Here is a 15127-nt window from a genome sequence, read left to right as displayed (position 1 = left end):
GCATGGCCGAGGACACGACGACTGCACAGTCTCCCTCCAACGGGATCTCCGAGCGCCTGATCGCCGCGACGGTCAACCTGCTCGCCACCCAGGGACCGGGCGCCGTCAAGGCGCGCACGGTCGCCGCGGAGGCCGGGATGTCGAGCATGGTCGTCTACAACTACTTCGGCGGCGTACCCGAGCTGATGAACGCCGTCTCGGACCACGGCTTCGAGCAGATCGGAGCAGCGTTCGCCGAGATCGGTCCCAGCAGTGATCCGGTCACCGACCTGTTCACGATGGCACTCACCACCTTGGCGTACGCCCGGGCGAACCCCCACCTGTACGACGCCATGTTCGGGCTGTCGACCCGCGCGACCTACCGGCCGTCGACCGACAAGGGAGAGCGTCGCTCGGGGCACTCGCCGGCGTTCACCGCGGCATACGCCCACGTGATCGCGGCGGCGGAGCGGTTGGGCGACAACGGCGGCCTCGTCGTCAACGACCCCCTCGCTGCAGCCGGCGCGCTGTGGAGCTCGGTCCACGGCTACATCACACTCGAGCTGGCCAACCACTTCAGCGACTTCGACGACCCGGTCCGCCAGGTGCTGCTCCCGATGGGAGTCACCCTCTGCATCGGCCTCGGGGCGGATCCCGAGTCGGCGCTGGCATCGCACGAGGCTGCGCTCGCACGGGTCGCGCTCCCCTAGAGCCCGGCGCGGCGGGCGGCCGGCAGCTGCGGGTACGGCGGCTGGTCGAGGCCGAGGGTGCCGCTGGCCGCGAGCGGGCGGGCCTGGAGGAAGACGCCGACCCGGTGCGTCTTCTGCTTGAGCGCATGCGTCATCGCACTCGCGTGGCCGCCCTTCTTGTAGGCGAAGTCCTGCGCGAGGGCGTAGGTCTTCCAGAGGCTGATCGAGGTGTGCTCGTAGGGCAGCTGCGAGGAGATGTCGACGCTGCCACGGTGACCGGGATGATGTGCTGCCCGGCTGGCCGCGTGGACGTTGTTGCGGACGAACTCCAGGAGCCGGCCGCGACGCAGGATCCCGTGCACGATCGCGACCATCGGCTCCCCGTCGGCCAGCGGCGCGGCCCCCTCGGCGGACGGCCTCCAGCCGTGCCACGTGTCGACCTCGGACTCGGAGTCGACCTTCACCCGGACCAGCTCGGTGTCGAGGCTGAACCGACCAGGACCGTCGATCGCCCGGCGGAGCGGGCCTGCGAACGCCGCCTCGGCCGCCTCCGCCGACTCCCAGGCCGCCACCAGCGCGGTGCCACCTGGGACGACGTGCGGGACCAGCGAGCGCGTGCCGTCGTTCGCCAAGTTGACCGACGCACCGCGGAGGCCCGGGATGCCGCCGCCGATGGCGCGCTTGAGGTCACGACGCCACCTGATGCGTCCGCCGGGCGGCCGCTCGAAGACGTCCACCGTGACGAAGTCGGGGCCGCTCATGACGCCAGGAACTCGACGGCGAGCCGGGCGAACTGCTCGTGGTACTGGAAGATGCCGCCGTGGCCCGAGTCCGGGTAGATCACGAGCTCCGAGCCGGCGATGCGGCGGTGCAGGTCCTCGGAGAGCGCGGTCGGGACCATGCGGTCGTGATCGCCGTTGGCGATCAGCGTGGGCACCTGGATGACCGAGAGGTCTGACGGTGCCGAACGGCCGTACTTCCTGATCGCCTTCAGCTGGATCCTCAACGCGGTGAGGGTGATCTCCGCGTCACGATCGTTCGTCCGTTCGTCGAGCCTGGCGATGAACTCCTTCCCGGCCTTCTTCCCGGCGGCGTTGCGCTTGAAGAAGAGGAACTCCTTCGGGTCCGACCGGGTGAGCGTGGCGCGCAGGATGTCCCCGAAGGTCACCCCGGCCACCTTGTCGATGCCCGCGCCGCCACGCGGACCGGTGCCGGTCAGGATGAGGCGGCGGACCAGATCGGGGTGCTTGACGACGAGGTCCTGCGCGACCATGCCTCCCAGCGAGAACGCCATGATGTCGATCTGCTCGAACCCCAGCGCAGCGATGAAGGTGTAGGCGTCATCGGCCATCGCTTCGATCGTGTCCGGCACCCGTCCGCTCGAGGCGCCCACGCCACGGTTGTCGAACGCGACCACGTGGTGGTCGCGGGCGAGCGCGTCGACGATGCGGGGGTCCCAGTTGTCGAGGGTGGCAGCAAGGTGGACGAACAGCACGACCGGTACGCCGCCCCGCGGTCCCAGCTCGCGGTAGGCGAAGGTGACGTCACCGCCCCGCACCGTCTGCGAGGGGGCCTCCCGGTACGAGGTGATCACGCCCGCTCCTCGCCCAGGAACTCCAGCACCTCGGGCACGAACGTGCGGTAGTGCTGGAACACCCCGCCGTGACCGGAGTTCGGGTAGATCCGCAGGCGCGAGTCGGGCAGTCGGGCCGCCATGTCGGCGGAGTGGTCGCTGGAGACCATCAGGTCGTTGTCGCCGTTCGCCACGAACACGGGGATCTTGATCGCGGACAGGTCGTCGGGCTTGTGCAGGCCTCCGCTGGTGATCGCACGCAGCTGCGCGTTGCGCGCCTGGCTCGTCACCGGGCGGACCCTGTCCTGGGTCCGCTCAGCCAGCCGCGCGAAGTACTCGTTCGAGGCCTTCTTGCCTTCCGCGTTGCGCGGAAAGAACAGGAAGTGGCGCGGGTCCTTCCGCGCCAGGAACGCCTTCGTGTAGGCACCGCCCACGATGAACGGCATCTTCCAGATGCCACCGCCGCCGCGCGGTCCGGTGCCGGCGAGGACCATGCGGCGTACGAGGTCGGGGGCCTGGAGCGCGACCATCTGGGCGACCGCGCCACCGAGCGAGAAGCCGATCAGGTCGACCTGGTCGTAGCCGAGCGCGCGGATGAAGGCGATCGCGTCCGCACCCATCTGCTCGATGTCGTGGGGCACCTTGCCGCCGGTCGAGCCGACGCCGCGGTTGTCGAAGGCGATCACGTGGTGCCGGGCAGCCACACCGTCGAGGACGCGCGGGTCCCAGTCGTCGAGCACGGCGGTGAAGTGGTGCAGGAACACCACGGGTACGCCGCCGGGCTTGCCGAGCTCGCGGTAGGCGAACGGGGTGCCGTCGACGTCGACGCTCTTGGTCGGGGTGTTCTTCCAGGTGGTCATGACTTCTTCCTTCGGGACGATGCTGCGGGGGCGGTGGGAGGGACGGGAGCCGGCGACGGACGCGCGTCGAGGCGGGCCAGGACGTCGAGGATCCGACGGTCCTGCGCGAAGCGGGCGTCGAGCGTGGGGTTGAGCAGGCCGCGCAGCGACGAGACCGGCCGCCACAGGCCGGGCCGTACGACGCGGGGCGCCCGGCTCTCGATGCCTTCGACCAGTCCGGCCGCTGCGTGGTCGGGCGTGATCCGCTTCAGCATCGGCTTGGGGAGTGCGCCCATGAGCTCCATCACCACGGGGTCCTCGTCGACGCCGCGGGCGATCATGTCGGTCTGCACGAGCGAGAAGTACGCAGTCAGCACCGAGACGCCGTGGTCGGCGACCTCCACGCGAAGTCCGCGCCCGAGCTGCTCGACGGCGGCCTTGCTCATCGCGTACGGGATCGTGCCCATGCCGTTGAGGAAGGCGAACACGGAGCTGATGAGGACGACCTGCCCCTTGCTCGCGATCACCTGCGGGAGGGCCGCCGCAACCGTGTTGGCCACACCGGTGACGTTGACGGCGAGCGTCGCCTCGATGTCGGCTGCCGGGGTGTTGCGCAGCGTGGCCGCCTTGGCCAGCAGCCCGGCGTTGGCGATGACGACATCCAGCCGTCCGAACTGGTCGACGGCGTGCGCGACAGCCGCTTCGAGGGACGGCCGGTCGCGCACGTCGGCGACGACGCCGACTGCGTGGGTGCGGTGGAGCTCGAGCGCCCGCTCGGGGGTGGTCGGCGCGATGTCCGCGATCACCACACGGGCTCCGCGGCCGAGCAGCGCGCGGGCGGTCGCCGCCCCGATCCCGCCGTTGCCGCCCGTGATCAGGACGACCTTCCCGGCCAGGTCGTAGGTCGCGCGGCTCACTTGAGCCCCCGGCGCTGCCTGAAGGAGACCTTGCCGTTGCGCCGCACCATCGCGACGACGGTGCGGAGTGCGCCCCGTTCGAGGTCCGGTTCCAGACCGCGCGCCAGGCGATGCAGCTGGTCCGTGCTCCACGCCAGGCTGACCACCCCGTCGAGCATCTTCAGGTCCGCGAAGCGGCCGATCACCCGGCGCATCCCGACGCCGATCTCGTGGGTCTCCAGCGATGCCGCGCGGCCCTGGAGGATCACGTGGGCCGCGTCCGTCGTCGTCACGGTCGGTCGGGCGATGCCCACGACGTCGCAGTCCCCCGCCGTGAGGGCGTCCTGCATGCCGGAGCGTGTGCGGAAGCCACCGGTCACCGCGAGCGGCACGGTGCCGGCCGCTGCCCGCACCGAGCGGGCATAGTCGAGGAAGTACGCCTCCCGGGCCCGGGTCGAGGCGGCCTGGGAGCCCGACATCGCCGGGGCCTCGTAGCTGCCGCCGCTGACCTCGATCAGGTCGACGCCCTCCTGCGCCAGGGCTGCGACCACGGCACGGGAGTCGTCCTCGGTGAAGCCGCCGCGCTGGAAGTCGGCCGAGTTCAGCTTGACCGCGACGGCGAAGCCGGGACTGACGCGCGCACGCACACGGCGTACGACCTCGAGCAGGAAGCGCATCCGGCGCTCCGCGTCGCCGCCCCACTCGTCGTCGCGCAGGTTGGTCAGCGGTGACAGGAACTGGGTGACGAGGTAGCCGTGCGCGGCATGGAGCTGTACGCCGTCGAAGCCGGCGTCCTCGCAGACCTCGGCGGCCGTGGCGAACCGCTCGATGATCTCCTCGATCTCCGCACCGGTGAGCGCACGCGGGACCGCAGCACCCGGAAGGGCGAGCGGCACGGCGCTCGGCGCGACCGGCGTGTGGCCGATGTCCATCAGGTTCGACTGCCGGCCCGGGTGGTTCAGCTGGGCGAAGATCGCGGCGCCGCCGTCGTGGGCAGCCTTCGCCCAGGCGGTCAGCTGCGGGAGGGCCCTGTCGTCCTCGATGGCGACGTTGCCCCGCTCCCCCAGGTGCGCGCGGTCGACCATGATGTTGCCGGTGATCAGCAGGCCGTAGCCGCCCTCCGCCCAGCGACGGTAGAGCGTGACGATGCGCTCGTCGGGCGAGTTGTCCGCGTCGCCCAGGGCCTCGCTCAGCGCCGCCTTGGCGATGCGGTTGGCGAGTCGTACGCCGGAGGGCAGGTCGAGCGGATCAGCCAGCGAAGCCATGGGGTTCTCCCGTTCGTCATTGCAGTACGTTCGTAATAGTATGGTCATAATGTTAAAGTCGTGGCAAGCCCCTGGAAGGAGACCCCCGTCATGGCCCGCTACACCGCCGAGCACAAGGAAGCGACCCGCCGCCGGATGATCGAGACCGCTGGCCGGCGCTTCAAGGCCGACGGCTTCGACGGCTCCGGCATCGCGACCCTCGTCGCGGATGCCGGGCTGACCAACGGCGCCTTCTACGGACACTTCGCCTCGAAGGACGACCTCATCGCCTCCGTCGTCACGCAGCAGCTCGCCGACCAGGTGGCGGTCGTCGACGCGCTGCCGGACCTCGAGGCGGTCGTCGGCTACCTCCGGGAGTATCTCTCCCCCGCCCATCGCGACGATCCGGCCGGCGGCTGCCCGTCCGCAGCCCTCCTCGACGAGGTCGCCCGCTGCGACCTCCCGGTGCGGGAGGCCTACACCGCGGGCTCCCTCGCGATGATCCAGGCGATCACGCGTCACCTGGACGGACGCGACCCCGACCGGGTGACCGAGCAGGCGATCGGCCTCTTCTCGCTGCTGGTCGGCTCCCTCCAGCTCGCACGCGCCGTCACGGACCCCGACCTCTCCGACCGCATCCTCGCGGCGGCGTACGACAACGCCATGACCTTGATCGGCGCGTCCGGACGCGCCGGTTCATCAACGAACCAGGAGCAGGAATGAAGGCCTTCGTCGTCACCCACTACGGACCGGACGGAGCCGAGAAGGCCGATGTCCCGGTGCCCTCCGTCGGCCCCCGCGACGTCCTCGTCGACATCCGCGCCGCGAGCATCAACCCGCTCGACAAGATGGTCCGCAACGGCGAGTTCAAGCAGCTGCTGAAGTACAAGCTGCCCTTCGTCCTCGGCCATGACCTCGCGGGTGTCGTCACCGCCGTCGGGTCGCAGGTGACGGAGTTCAGCGTCGGCGACGAGGTGTACTCACGTCCCCGCGATCTCCGGATCGGCGCCTTCGCCGAGAGCATCGCGATCGACGCGGCCGACGTCGCACACAAGCCCGCCACGCTCTCGTTCGCCGAGGCCGGCGCGGTCCCCCTCGTCGCGCTCGCAGCGTGGCAGGCGCTCGTCGACGTGGCCGGCGTACAGCCCGGGCAGAAGGTCCTCGTCCACGCCGGCGCCGGCGGCCTCGGCTCCACGGTCATCCAGGTCGCGAAGCACCTCGGTGCCCACGTCGCGACCACGGCGAGCAGCCGCGACGTCGAGAAGGTCCGCGCACTGGGGGCCGACGAGGTCGTCGACTACACGCAGCAGGACTTCGCCGCGGTCCTCTCCGGCTTCGACGTCGTCGTCGACTCCCTCGGCCCCGAGAGCCTCGAGAAGTCACTCACCGTCCTCAGGCCCGGTGGCCTGGCGATCAGCGTGGTCGGGCCGCCTGACCCCTCGTTCGCCACGCAGCTCGGCCAGCCGCTGCTCAAGCCGGTCATGGCCGTCCTGAGCCGCAAGGTCCGCCGCACGGCGCGGAAGCTCGGCGTGCGCTACTCGTTCCTCTTCATGCAGGCCAGCGGCGAGCAGCTCGCCACGCTTGCCCGCCTGTACGACGACGGCACGCTGCGCCCGGTCCTGGACCGCACCTTCCCCTTCGACCAGACCCTCGACGCGATGGCGTACGTCGAGCAGGGCAAGGCCCGCGGCAAGATCGTCGTCACCCGCTGACCCGGCTCCCGACCCTGCAGGCGAGCGGCAGGCTGGGGCCCATGGTCCCGCCCACCTCCGACGTGCGGCCCTGCCCCGCGGGCGCCCGCGGCTGGTGGACTCGAGTCATCCCCAGAGGAAGGCGGGCCATGACCAGCATCCAGCCGCCGGACGTCCGCAGCGCCGCAGGCCTTGCGGCCCATCCAGGCGACCCCGTCCCCGCGGTCGTGGTCGGCGTGGACGGGTCGGCGTCCAACCACGCCGCAGTCGCCTACGCCGCCGAGCTCGCGGATCGCACGGGGCGGCCCCTGCGGCTCACCGCGGTCATCGACCCCACGGCGGGCGCGGTCGTACGCCGCCCCGCCGCTCCGCGGGCACCCGGCTTCGGCGAGGGCTTCGAGGCCCTGCACGCCGGCCGGGCCCGCGCCACGCAGGACCACCCCGACCTCGCCGTCACCGAGACAGCGCGCTCCGGCTCCCCCGCCGTCGAGCTGACCGAAGCGGCCCGCGAGGAGGCGGTCCTGGTCGTCGGACGTCGCGGGCTCGGCGCCACCCGCAGGCTCCTGCTCGGGTCGACCTCCCTCGGCGCAGCCCGGCGCAGCTCGGTGCCGGTCGTCGTCGTGCCGGACGACGCGCCCCGGCCCGCGCGGCCCGACGCACCCGTCGTGGTGGCCGTGCATCCGGGGACCAGCGGTCGCGCCGAGCTCGACTACGGCTTCGCGCAGGCGCAGGACACCGGTGCCCCCGTGGTCGTGGTCCGGGTCAGCAGCGGCCGCGAGGTCACGCCGTACGACACCTGCTTCGGGCCGGTGTCCGACGCGCAGGACGCGCCCCTGCCCGCGCTGGTCGCGGGCTACCTCGAGCGCTTTCCGGGGGTGCGTGTGCGTACGACGCAACCGACTGGCTCAGCGGCCGGACAACTGCTGCGCGAGGCCGCCGGTGCGTCCCTCCTGGTCCTCGGCCGGCACCGCCATGGCCCGTTCGGCGTCAGTCTCGGGACGGTCGCCCGGACGGTCCTGCGCCAGGCACCCCTCCCCGTCGCCGTCGTCCCGTCGATGGGTCCGCCGGAGGCGGCGTCGCGCTGACGACCGGTGTCGTCGTCAGAGCTGGCTCTGCACACCCGCGAGCAGCTGGCGCGCCATCACGATCCGCTGGACCTGGTTGGTGCCCTCGTAGATCTGGGTGATCTTCGCGTCGCGCATCATCCGCTCGACCGGGTAGTCGCGGGTGAAGCCGTAGCCGCCGAGCAGCTGCACGGCGTCAGTGGTCACCTGCATGGCGACGTCGGAGGCGAAGCACTTCGCGGCAGCACCGAAGAAGGTCAGGTCCGCGTCGCCACGCTCGGAGCGACCCGCGGCGGCGTACGTCAGCTGACGAGCGGCTTCCACCTTCATGCCCATGTCGGCGACCATGAACTCGACGCCCTGGAACTCCGCGATCGCCTTGCCGAACTGCTTGCGCTGCTGGATGTAGCCGAGGGCGTAGTCGAGGGCGCCCTGGGCGATGCCGACGGCCTGCGCGGCGATGGTGATGCGGGTGTGGTCGAGGGTCTTCATCGCGTACTCGAAGCCACGGCCCTCCTCGCCGATCAGCCGGTCGCCGGGAATGCGGACGTTGTCGAGGTAGACCTCCCGGGTCGGACTGCCCTTGATGCCGAGCTTCTTCTCCGGGGCCCCGAAGGAGACACCCGGGTCGGACTTCTCCACGACGAACGCCGAGATGCCCTTCGACCGCTTCTCGGGGTCGGTCATCGCGAGCACCGTGTAGTACTCCGACTCCCCCGCGTTGGTGATCCAGCGCTTCACCCCGTTGAGGATCCAGTGGTCGCCGTCGCGGACCGCGCGGGTCTTCTGGTTGGCGGCGTCGGAGCCGGCGTCGGGCTCGGAGAGGCAGTAGGAGAAGCCACCGTCGCCGTTGGCGAGCCCGCCGAGGTACTTCTTCTTCAGCTCCTCGGAGCCACCGATCTGCACGGGCAGCGAGCCGAGCTTGTTGACCGCCGGGATCAGGCTCGCACTGAGGTCGGCGCGGGCGATCTCCTCGATGACGATGACCGTGGCGAGCGCGTCGGCACCGGCGCCGCCGTACGCCTCGGGGACGTGGGGCGCGAAGAAGCCGGTGGCGAGCAGGGCGTCGTGGGCCTCGCGCGGGTAGCGGGCCTGCTCGTCGACGTCCGCGGCGTACGGCGCGATCTTGTCGTCGCAGATGGCGCGGATGACGGTCCGGATCTCCTGCTGCTCCTCGGACAGGGCGTACATGCCAGCACTCATCGCGGGACTCCTTCACATCGTGGCTGTACTCAGTACCGTACTAGCGGTACTCGATACCGAGAAGTAACATCCCCGGCATGACGTTCACCACACGCGAGCGGCTGATCACCGCGGCGTTCGACCTCTTCGAGGCGCAGGGGTTCGACGCGACGACGGTCGACCAGATCACCACCCAGGCGGGCGTCGGGCGCACCACCTTCTTCCGGACGTTCGGCACCAAGGAGGACGTCCTCTTCCCCCACCACGACGAGGTCCTCGCCCGGGTCGCCGCACGGCTCGGGACCGCGACGCCCGGCACCCGCGCCGTCGCGGTCCAGGAGGCCGCCCGGATCGTCCTCGACCACTACATCGCCGAGGGCGAGGTGGCGCGGCGCCGCTACCGCCTGACCAGCTCCGTGCCGGCGCTCCGCGAGCGCGAGATCGCCAGCGTCGAGCGCTACCGGCGGCTCTTCAGCCAGCACATCACCCACTGGCTCGAGGGTGAGCCCGACGGCGCCCTGCGCGCCGAGCTCACCGCCACCGCGGTGATCACCGCCCACAACCACGTCCTGCGCCAGTGGCTGCGCGGGGCCACCACCGACCTGCCGCGCGACTTCGAGCGCGCCATGCCGTTCGCCCTCCGCACGCTCACCAGCGAGACGGGCGGCCAGACGGTGGTCGTCGTCTCCTCCGCACCGAGCGTCGAAGGAGTCGTCGCCGACGTACGCCGGGCGCTGGCGCGAGACTCCGCCCATGCGTGACCGGCTGATCCGCAGCCTCTACGAGCGGTGCGGCACCGGGTCGGCGTACTGGATCGTCATGGCGACGGCACAGAGCGGCGCCTCCGCACTCGTCGCCTGCGCGACGGTCGTGCTGGTGGCCTCGTTCTTCGATCCGCCGCTCGGCAGTGTGGTGCTGGCCGTGATGGCGGAGGCAGTGTTCACCGTCTTCGCGGTCACCCTCGCGAGCGCGCAGGTGCGACCCCGTCTCGAGCGGTTCCGGTCCTGGCGGCGTGACCCCGCCCCCTCCTCCAGGGAGACGCGCGAGGTGTGGGGCCTGGTGGTCAACGGCACCGCGGACATCTACCGGCGGTGGGCCGGCCGCACGGTCCTCATCTCCGTCGTGCCCATCCTCGCCATCACGCACTGGGCATGGAGCGTCGACTGGGCGGGCGTCGCGGCGATCCTGGTCGCCACCATCGTGCCGGCCTACTACGCGACCGCGGTCGCCTACTCGACCTCGGAGCTGCTCTCGCGACCGATGGCCGAGGAGATCGCCGCCCGGGCTCCCGAGGTCCCCGTCTACCAGCGCGGCACCTCGCTCGCGCAGCGGCTTCGCGTCTCCGTGCCGGCGTACACCACGACCGCCGCGATCCTCACCGTCGGCGTCCTCGGCCAGGCCAACGGCGCGGGCGCCCTCGCGGTCACCACCGTGACCGCGCTCGCGGTCGGCGTCCTGCTCTCGCGGGAGCTCACCGTGCTTCTCTCCGATGCCGTCACCGACCCGATCCGCCGGCTCCAGCACCAGCTCGCCGCCGTGCGCGACGGCGACTACGAGGCGCGTGCCGCGGTGCTGAGCAGCGACGAGTTCGGCGAGCTCGCCGACGACGTCAACCGGATGACGCAGGGCCTCGCCGAGCGCGAGCAGATCCGCAGCGCCTTCGGCACGTACGCCGACGAGGCGGTCGCCGCGCTGATCCTCTCCGGCGACCTCCCGCCCGAGGGGTTCGAGGTCGAGGCGACGATCCTGTTCTGCGACGTCCGCGGCTTCACCCCGTGGGCCGAGAGGCTCGCCGCCCCCGAGGTGATCGCGGCCCTCAACGACGTCTTCACCACGATCGTCCCGATCGTCAGCGCGCACGGCGGACACGTCGACAAGTTCCTCGGCGACGGACTCCTCGCCGTCTTCGGCACGCCCCGCCCGCTGACCGACCACGCCGACGCCGCGGTCGCCGCGGCGTGCGCGATCGTCGAGGCGGTCAACCACGGCCCGAGCGGCCTGCAGGTCGCGTGCGGCATCAACACCGGCACTGTCGTGGCCGGGCCGCTGGGCGGCGCCGGCCGCCTCAACTTCAGCGTCATCGGCGACGCGGTCAACGTCGCCGCCCGCGTCGAGGCGGCCACCCGCCAGACCGGGGACGACGTGCTCCTGACGCGCGCGACGCGCGACCGGCTGCGGCGCGAGCACGACCTGGTGAGCCGCGGCGCCATCGAGCTCAAGGGGAAGTCGAGCGCCCTCGAGCTCTTCGCGGTCGGGACGAGGCAGCCCACGCCCTCGCCCTGACGCCGCCGCGTCAACCCGCTGCTGCTCCGGTGTGCACGGCGAGCGCCACGCGAAGGCACGCCTCGCAGGCGTCCGGGTCCCGTGGATCGAGGGGCCGCTCCCAGAACGTGTGCCAGCCCACCGCGAACCTGCCGCACGCGGTCACCGCGGCACCGTCCCTCTTCAGGTGATGGCGCCCCCACGGCAGCCGTTCGACCGAGAAGGACCTCGGCTGCATCTGGGGCGCGGTCACCAGCCACTGCTCCAGCATCGTGGTCACCGCCCGGCGCCGGAGGCGTGGCGACGGAGCTCGGTCTTCGCGAGCGCGTTGCTGTGGACCTCGTCCGGCCCGTCGGCGAACCGCAGCGTCCGGATCCCGGCGTACGCCGAGGCGAGGGGGAAGTCCTGCGAGAGGCCACCGGCGCCGTGGGTCTGGATCGCCTTGTCGAGGATCCACTGGACCGTCTTCGGCGTCGCGATCTTGATCGCCTGGATCTCCGAGTGGGCACCCTTGTTGCCGACGGTGTCCATCAGCCACGCGGTCTTCAGCACCAGCAGGCGGAGCTGCTCGATCCGCACGCGCGACTCGGCGATCCAGTCGCGGATGACGCCCTGCTCCGACAGCTTCTTGCCGAACGCGATCCGGTCCCCGGCGCGCTGGCACATCAGCTCGATGGCACGCTCGGCGACGCCGATGGAACGCATGCAGTGGTGGATGCGGCCCGGCCCGAGCCTCGCCTGCGCGATGGCGAAGCCGTCGCCCTCTCCCCCGATCAGGTTCGCCGCCGGGACCCTGACGTCGGTGAACGACATCTCGGCGTGCCCGCCGTGGTCGTGGTCGTCGTAGCCCAGCACGTGCATGCCGCGCTCGATCCCGACCCCGGCCGCGTCGCGGGGCACGAGGATCATCGACTGCTGGCGGTGCCGGTCGGCGGACGGGTCGGTCTTGCCCATCACGATGAAGACCTTCGCGTTGGGGTTCATCGCCCCGGTGATCCACCACTTGCGCCCGTTGAGCACGTAGGAGTCACCGTCGCGCTCGATCCGGCACTCGATGTTGGTGGCGTCGGAGGAGGCGACCTGCGGCTCGGTCATCGCGAACGCCGACCGGATCTCGCCGTTCAACAGCGGCTCCAGCCACTGCTCCTTCTGCGCTGCCGTGCCAAACCGCGCCAGCACCTCCATGTTGCCGGTGTCGGGTGCCGCGCAGTTCAGGACGGCGGGAGCGAGCTGGATGCTCCGGCCGGTGATCTCGGCGAGCGGGGCGTACTGGAGGTTGGTCAGGCGGCCGCCGTGCTCGTCGGGCAGGAAGACGTTCCACAGGCCACGGCGTCGTGCCTCCACCCGGAGCTCCGCGAGGACCGGGACGGAGTCCCAGGCCCAGCGGTCCTCCAGCGCGGCGAGCTGCTCGTGGAAGGTGGCCTCCGCCGGGTGGACGTGGCCGTCCATGAAGTCGAGCAGGTCCTCCTGCAGCTCCCGGGTCTTGAGGTCGTAGTGAAAGTCCATCCGGCGTCCCCTTCGAGTTGATCATCTGACTGTATCAGGTGATCAAATCTATTCGAGCTCCATCGTCCGCTTCAGGTTGCGGAGGCGGTACTGCGACAGGAGCGCATAGCCGAGGGCGACCAGGCAGACCAGGCCACCGGAGAGCAGGAGCACGTTCGTGTTCACGAAGACGCCCGAGCGCGGGGCCGTGGCCGTCGGGTAGGCGGCCCCGCCCTGGCTCTGCAGCGCCGCGTCCCCGGCGTACGGCGCCGCCACGGACGCGCCTTCCGCTGCCACCCCGCCTGCGGGTGCCGCGACCCCACCGGCTCCCGGATCCGGGAGGGAAGGGTCGGCAGCGGCGGCCTGGGGCGTGGCGCTGCCCGTGCCTCCCGCGCTGCCCGTGGCCGACGAGGCGGCTGCGGACGAGGTCACCGCGCGCTGGCCACCCGAGGCTCCCGTGCCGGCTGCCGGCGCCGTCGCGGTCGCTGTCACGGGGATCCGCGCGATCACGATCGGCGCGGTTCCCTGCAGGTAGCAGCCGAGGTTCTCGGAGACGTTGCCGAGCGCGGTCTTGTTGTTCGCGACACCGTTGAAGGCAACCGTCGCGGGGCTGGAGGTGGCGGTGTTGGGAGCCCGGCGCTCGTTGCGCGGGAGGGTGATCGTGACGCTCCCGCTGGCATTGGCCGGCACCGTGAACGGCTGGAACGTGATCGGCGCCGTGATCACGACCGGGTCGGTCCACGGGAACGGCGCCGTCTGCCAGCGGTTCGCCGCGACATCGGTCGTCCTGCCGTTCGCCGTGGTGGCGACCGACAGGGTGCTCGAGTAGCCGTCCGCCTCGGTCTCGCCGACGGCCTTGCCGTCCTGATAGGCCTTCTCGGGGAACTGCATGCTCGCCGTGCCGGACAGCGACACCGTCTGACCGGGCCGCACCGAGGTCGGCGCATTGAGCGACATCCTGAGCGTGACGTCGTACGACTCCACCGGCAGCCCCTTGGGCCTGGACTGACAGATGTAGGCGCCCTGACCCGTTGCACCGCCCTGGGTGGCGCCGACGGAGGGCACGGTCCAGCCGGTGGAGGCCAGCCCGACAAGGGAGACCGCTGCGGCAAGGGCAGCGCGCTGCCGGAACGAGGACTTCATGGTGGTCAACTCCGATTTCTGGGACGGGGGTCAGGAAGAGGCCGCGGCAACGGCGCTCAGGCGCCGCAGCCGGCGCCGCTGGAGGAGGGCACCCGCGACCGCGGCTCCCGGGAAGACGGCGAGGAAGAGCCCGAGGACCCACCCCGCCACGAAGGTGGCGCCGCTGCGCGTTGCGGCCGGTATCGAGGCGCTGGCCATCGACGTCTTCGTCGACGTGCCGACGGTGGCCGGTCGCGTCACTGGCGCTGCATCAGCCGACGGCCCGCCCTGCACCGCCTCAGCAACCGCGGGAACCGCCTGCGAGAGCGGCGCCGCCTCCCCCGGCTGGGAGTCGGCCGGCGGCGCCGAGGCACCGCCGGCGGAAGCAGCCCCCGGGGAGGCGGCTCCGGACGTCGCCCCACCCGCTGCCTGTGCCGCATGCGGACCTTCAGTCGCCAACGGGATCCGGGCGATCCGCGCCTCCGGGCCGGGGTCGTCGTCCGTCCAGCAGGCGAAGTTGCGCTGGGAGGGCAGCAGGCCGGTCTGCGCGACGTGGGCCGTGAACGTGACCTTCGCCGGAGCGCCGACGATCCTGGTGGAGGTGTCCTTCGCCGCCGGCATGTCGATGACCACGGCCCCACGGGCATCCGACGGAACGGTCAGGTCCGGATAGGAGACGTTGGCACTGAGGACGAGAGGGGACTTGAGCGGGACGGCGGTGCTGACCACCGAGCTCGGCTTCAGGTTCCGCGTCTCGTCGCCCACGTGGACGACGAGGTTGAAGTCGGTCGCATCGATCTTCGCGTCCTGGCCGAAGAGGGCCCTGGACGCCTTGACGTCCGCGTCGGAGAGCGCCACGCCGAGGTTGCCGCTGAGCGACAGGGTGTCCCCCGGCCGGGCGGAGTCAGGCGGGCTGACCAGGGCGAACGTCACCGGCGTGCTCGCCGGCTTGGTGCCGTAGTCGCCCTGGCACTGGTACGTGGCCGAGCCGCCCTCCGGCACAGACTCCGCTCCGAGCGCTGCGCCCGGAACGGCGAACGCGACAGCGCTCACGGCGATGAGGGCCGCGACGAGCGTCGCGGCGGGCTGGTGGTCCTTCAC

At 71.5% G+C, this 15127-nt stretch carries 16 protein-coding genes; 6 read left to right on the top strand and 10 right to left on the bottom strand.

Annotated features, from left to right (window positions below):
- The first annotated feature begins 2 nt into the window (after positions 1 to 2).
- The gene (locus tag IEX47_RS04040) at positions 3 to 689 is read left to right on the top strand and encodes a TetR/AcrR family transcriptional regulator (protein ID WP_188782659.1); all 687 of its coding nucleotides are present in this window, start codon (positions 3 to 5) and stop codon (positions 687 to 689) included.
- Here the strand turns inward: IEX47_RS04040 and IEX47_RS04035 are convergent.
- The 5 genes from IEX47_RS04035 to IEX47_RS04015 are packed head-to-tail and all read right to left on the bottom strand — an operon-like array spanning position 686 to position 5241.
- Positions 686 to 1429: a hypothetical protein gene (locus tag IEX47_RS04035; RefSeq protein WP_188782658.1), complete on the bottom strand. Its 744-nt coding sequence runs from the start codon at positions 1427 to 1429 to the stop codon at positions 686 to 688. The genes IEX47_RS04040 and IEX47_RS04035 overlap by 4 nt on opposite strands.
- A complete protein-coding gene (locus tag IEX47_RS04030; RefSeq protein ID WP_188782657.1) occupies positions 1426 to 2262 on the bottom strand; it encodes an alpha/beta fold hydrolase in 837 nt (278 codons plus the stop codon). Before IEX47_RS04030 ends, IEX47_RS04035 begins: the two co-directional genes overlap by 4 nt.
- Positions 2259 to 3101: an alpha/beta fold hydrolase gene (locus tag IEX47_RS04025; RefSeq protein WP_188782656.1), complete on the bottom strand. Its 843-nt coding sequence runs from the start codon at positions 3099 to 3101 to the stop codon at positions 2259 to 2261. The genes IEX47_RS04030 and IEX47_RS04025 overlap by 4 nt, the downstream gene beginning before the upstream one ends.
- The gene (locus tag IEX47_RS04020; RefSeq protein ID WP_188782655.1) at positions 3098 to 3997 is read right to left on the bottom strand and encodes an SDR family NAD(P)-dependent oxidoreductase; all 900 of its coding nucleotides are present in this window, start codon (positions 3995 to 3997) and stop codon (positions 3098 to 3100) included. Before IEX47_RS04020 ends, IEX47_RS04025 begins: the two co-directional genes overlap by 4 nt.
- Positions 3994 to 5241 carry an NADH:flavin oxidoreductase/NADH oxidase family protein gene (locus IEX47_RS04015; protein WP_188782654.1) on the bottom strand — a complete coding sequence of 416 codons (1248 nt, stop codon included), beginning with the start codon at positions 5239 to 5241 and terminating at the stop codon, positions 3994 to 3996. The genes IEX47_RS04020 and IEX47_RS04015 overlap by 4 nt, the downstream gene beginning before the upstream one ends.
- 60 nt (positions 5242 to 5301) lie before the next feature.
- Between IEX47_RS04015 and IEX47_RS04010 the strand changes: the two genes are divergently transcribed.
- The 3 genes from IEX47_RS04010 (at position 5302) to IEX47_RS04000 (ending at position 7996) form a co-directional block, all read left to right on the top strand.
- The gene (locus IEX47_RS04010) at positions 5302 to 5943 is read left to right on the top strand and encodes a TetR/AcrR family transcriptional regulator (RefSeq protein WP_229662604.1); all 642 of its coding nucleotides are present in this window, start codon (positions 5302 to 5304) and stop codon (positions 5941 to 5943) included.
- A complete protein-coding gene (locus tag IEX47_RS04005; RefSeq protein WP_188782653.1) occupies positions 5940 to 6932 on the top strand; it encodes an NADP-dependent oxidoreductase in 993 nt (330 codons plus the stop codon). Before IEX47_RS04010 ends, IEX47_RS04005 begins: the two co-directional genes overlap by 4 nt.
- Before the next feature lie 128 nt (positions 6933 to 7060).
- The gene (locus IEX47_RS04000; protein WP_188782652.1) at positions 7061 to 7996 is read left to right on the top strand and encodes a universal stress protein; all 936 of its coding nucleotides are present in this window, start codon (positions 7061 to 7063) and stop codon (positions 7994 to 7996) included.
- 15 nt (positions 7997 to 8011) lie between these two features.
- On the opposite strand, the gene IEX47_RS03995 is transcribed toward IEX47_RS04000, so the two are convergent.
- The gene (locus IEX47_RS03995) at positions 8012 to 9178 is read right to left on the bottom strand and encodes an acyl-CoA dehydrogenase family protein (protein WP_188782651.1); all 1167 of its coding nucleotides are present in this window, start codon (positions 9176 to 9178) and stop codon (positions 8012 to 8014) included.
- 77 nt (positions 9179 to 9255) lie between these two features.
- Here IEX47_RS03995 and IEX47_RS03990 point away from each other — a divergent pair, with 77 nt between their 5' ends.
- Both IEX47_RS03990 and IEX47_RS03985 read left to right on the top strand, forming a co-directional pair.
- Entirely contained in the window at positions 9256 to 9918 is a 663-nt protein-coding gene (locus IEX47_RS03990; RefSeq protein ID WP_188782650.1) for a TetR family transcriptional regulator, read from the top strand.
- Entirely contained in the window at positions 9911 to 11440 is a 1530-nt protein-coding gene (locus IEX47_RS03985; protein WP_188782649.1) for an adenylate/guanylate cyclase domain-containing protein, read from the top strand. The genes IEX47_RS03990 and IEX47_RS03985 overlap by 8 nt, the downstream gene beginning before the upstream one ends.
- Before the next feature lie 10 nt (positions 11441 to 11450).
- Here the strand turns inward: IEX47_RS03985 and IEX47_RS03980 are convergent, their stop codons facing one another.
- From IEX47_RS03980 to IEX47_RS03965, 4 genes are read right to left on the bottom strand one after another with little or no spacing between them, the layout of a single operon-like run.
- Positions 11451 to 11699 (bottom strand): hypothetical protein, encoded by a 249-nt coding sequence (locus IEX47_RS03980; RefSeq protein ID WP_188782648.1) that lies wholly within the window; start codon positions 11697 to 11699, stop codon positions 11451 to 11453.
- Positions 11696 to 12925: an acyl-CoA dehydrogenase family protein gene (locus IEX47_RS03975; RefSeq protein ID WP_188782647.1), complete on the bottom strand. Its 1230-nt coding sequence runs from the start codon at positions 12923 to 12925 to the stop codon at positions 11696 to 11698. Before IEX47_RS03975 ends, IEX47_RS03980 begins: the two co-directional genes overlap by 4 nt.
- Before the next feature lie 48 nt (positions 12926 to 12973).
- Positions 12974 to 14056 carry a hypothetical protein gene (locus IEX47_RS03970; protein WP_188782646.1) on the bottom strand — a complete coding sequence of 361 codons (1083 nt, stop codon included), beginning with the start codon at positions 14054 to 14056 and terminating at the stop codon, positions 12974 to 12976.
- A 21-nt stretch (positions 14057 to 14077) separates the two neighbouring features.
- Entirely contained in the window at positions 14078 to 15127 is a 1050-nt protein-coding gene (locus tag IEX47_RS03965) for a hypothetical protein (protein WP_188782645.1), read from the bottom strand.

The organism is Nocardioides phosphati (assembly GCF_014646375.1).
GTDB lineage: Bacteria > Actinomycetota > Actinomycetes > Propionibacteriales > Nocardioidaceae > Nocardioides > Nocardioides phosphati.
The sequence above is the reverse complement of the archived record's forward strand: the minus strand, read 5'-3'. Positions and strand labels throughout refer to the sequence as shown.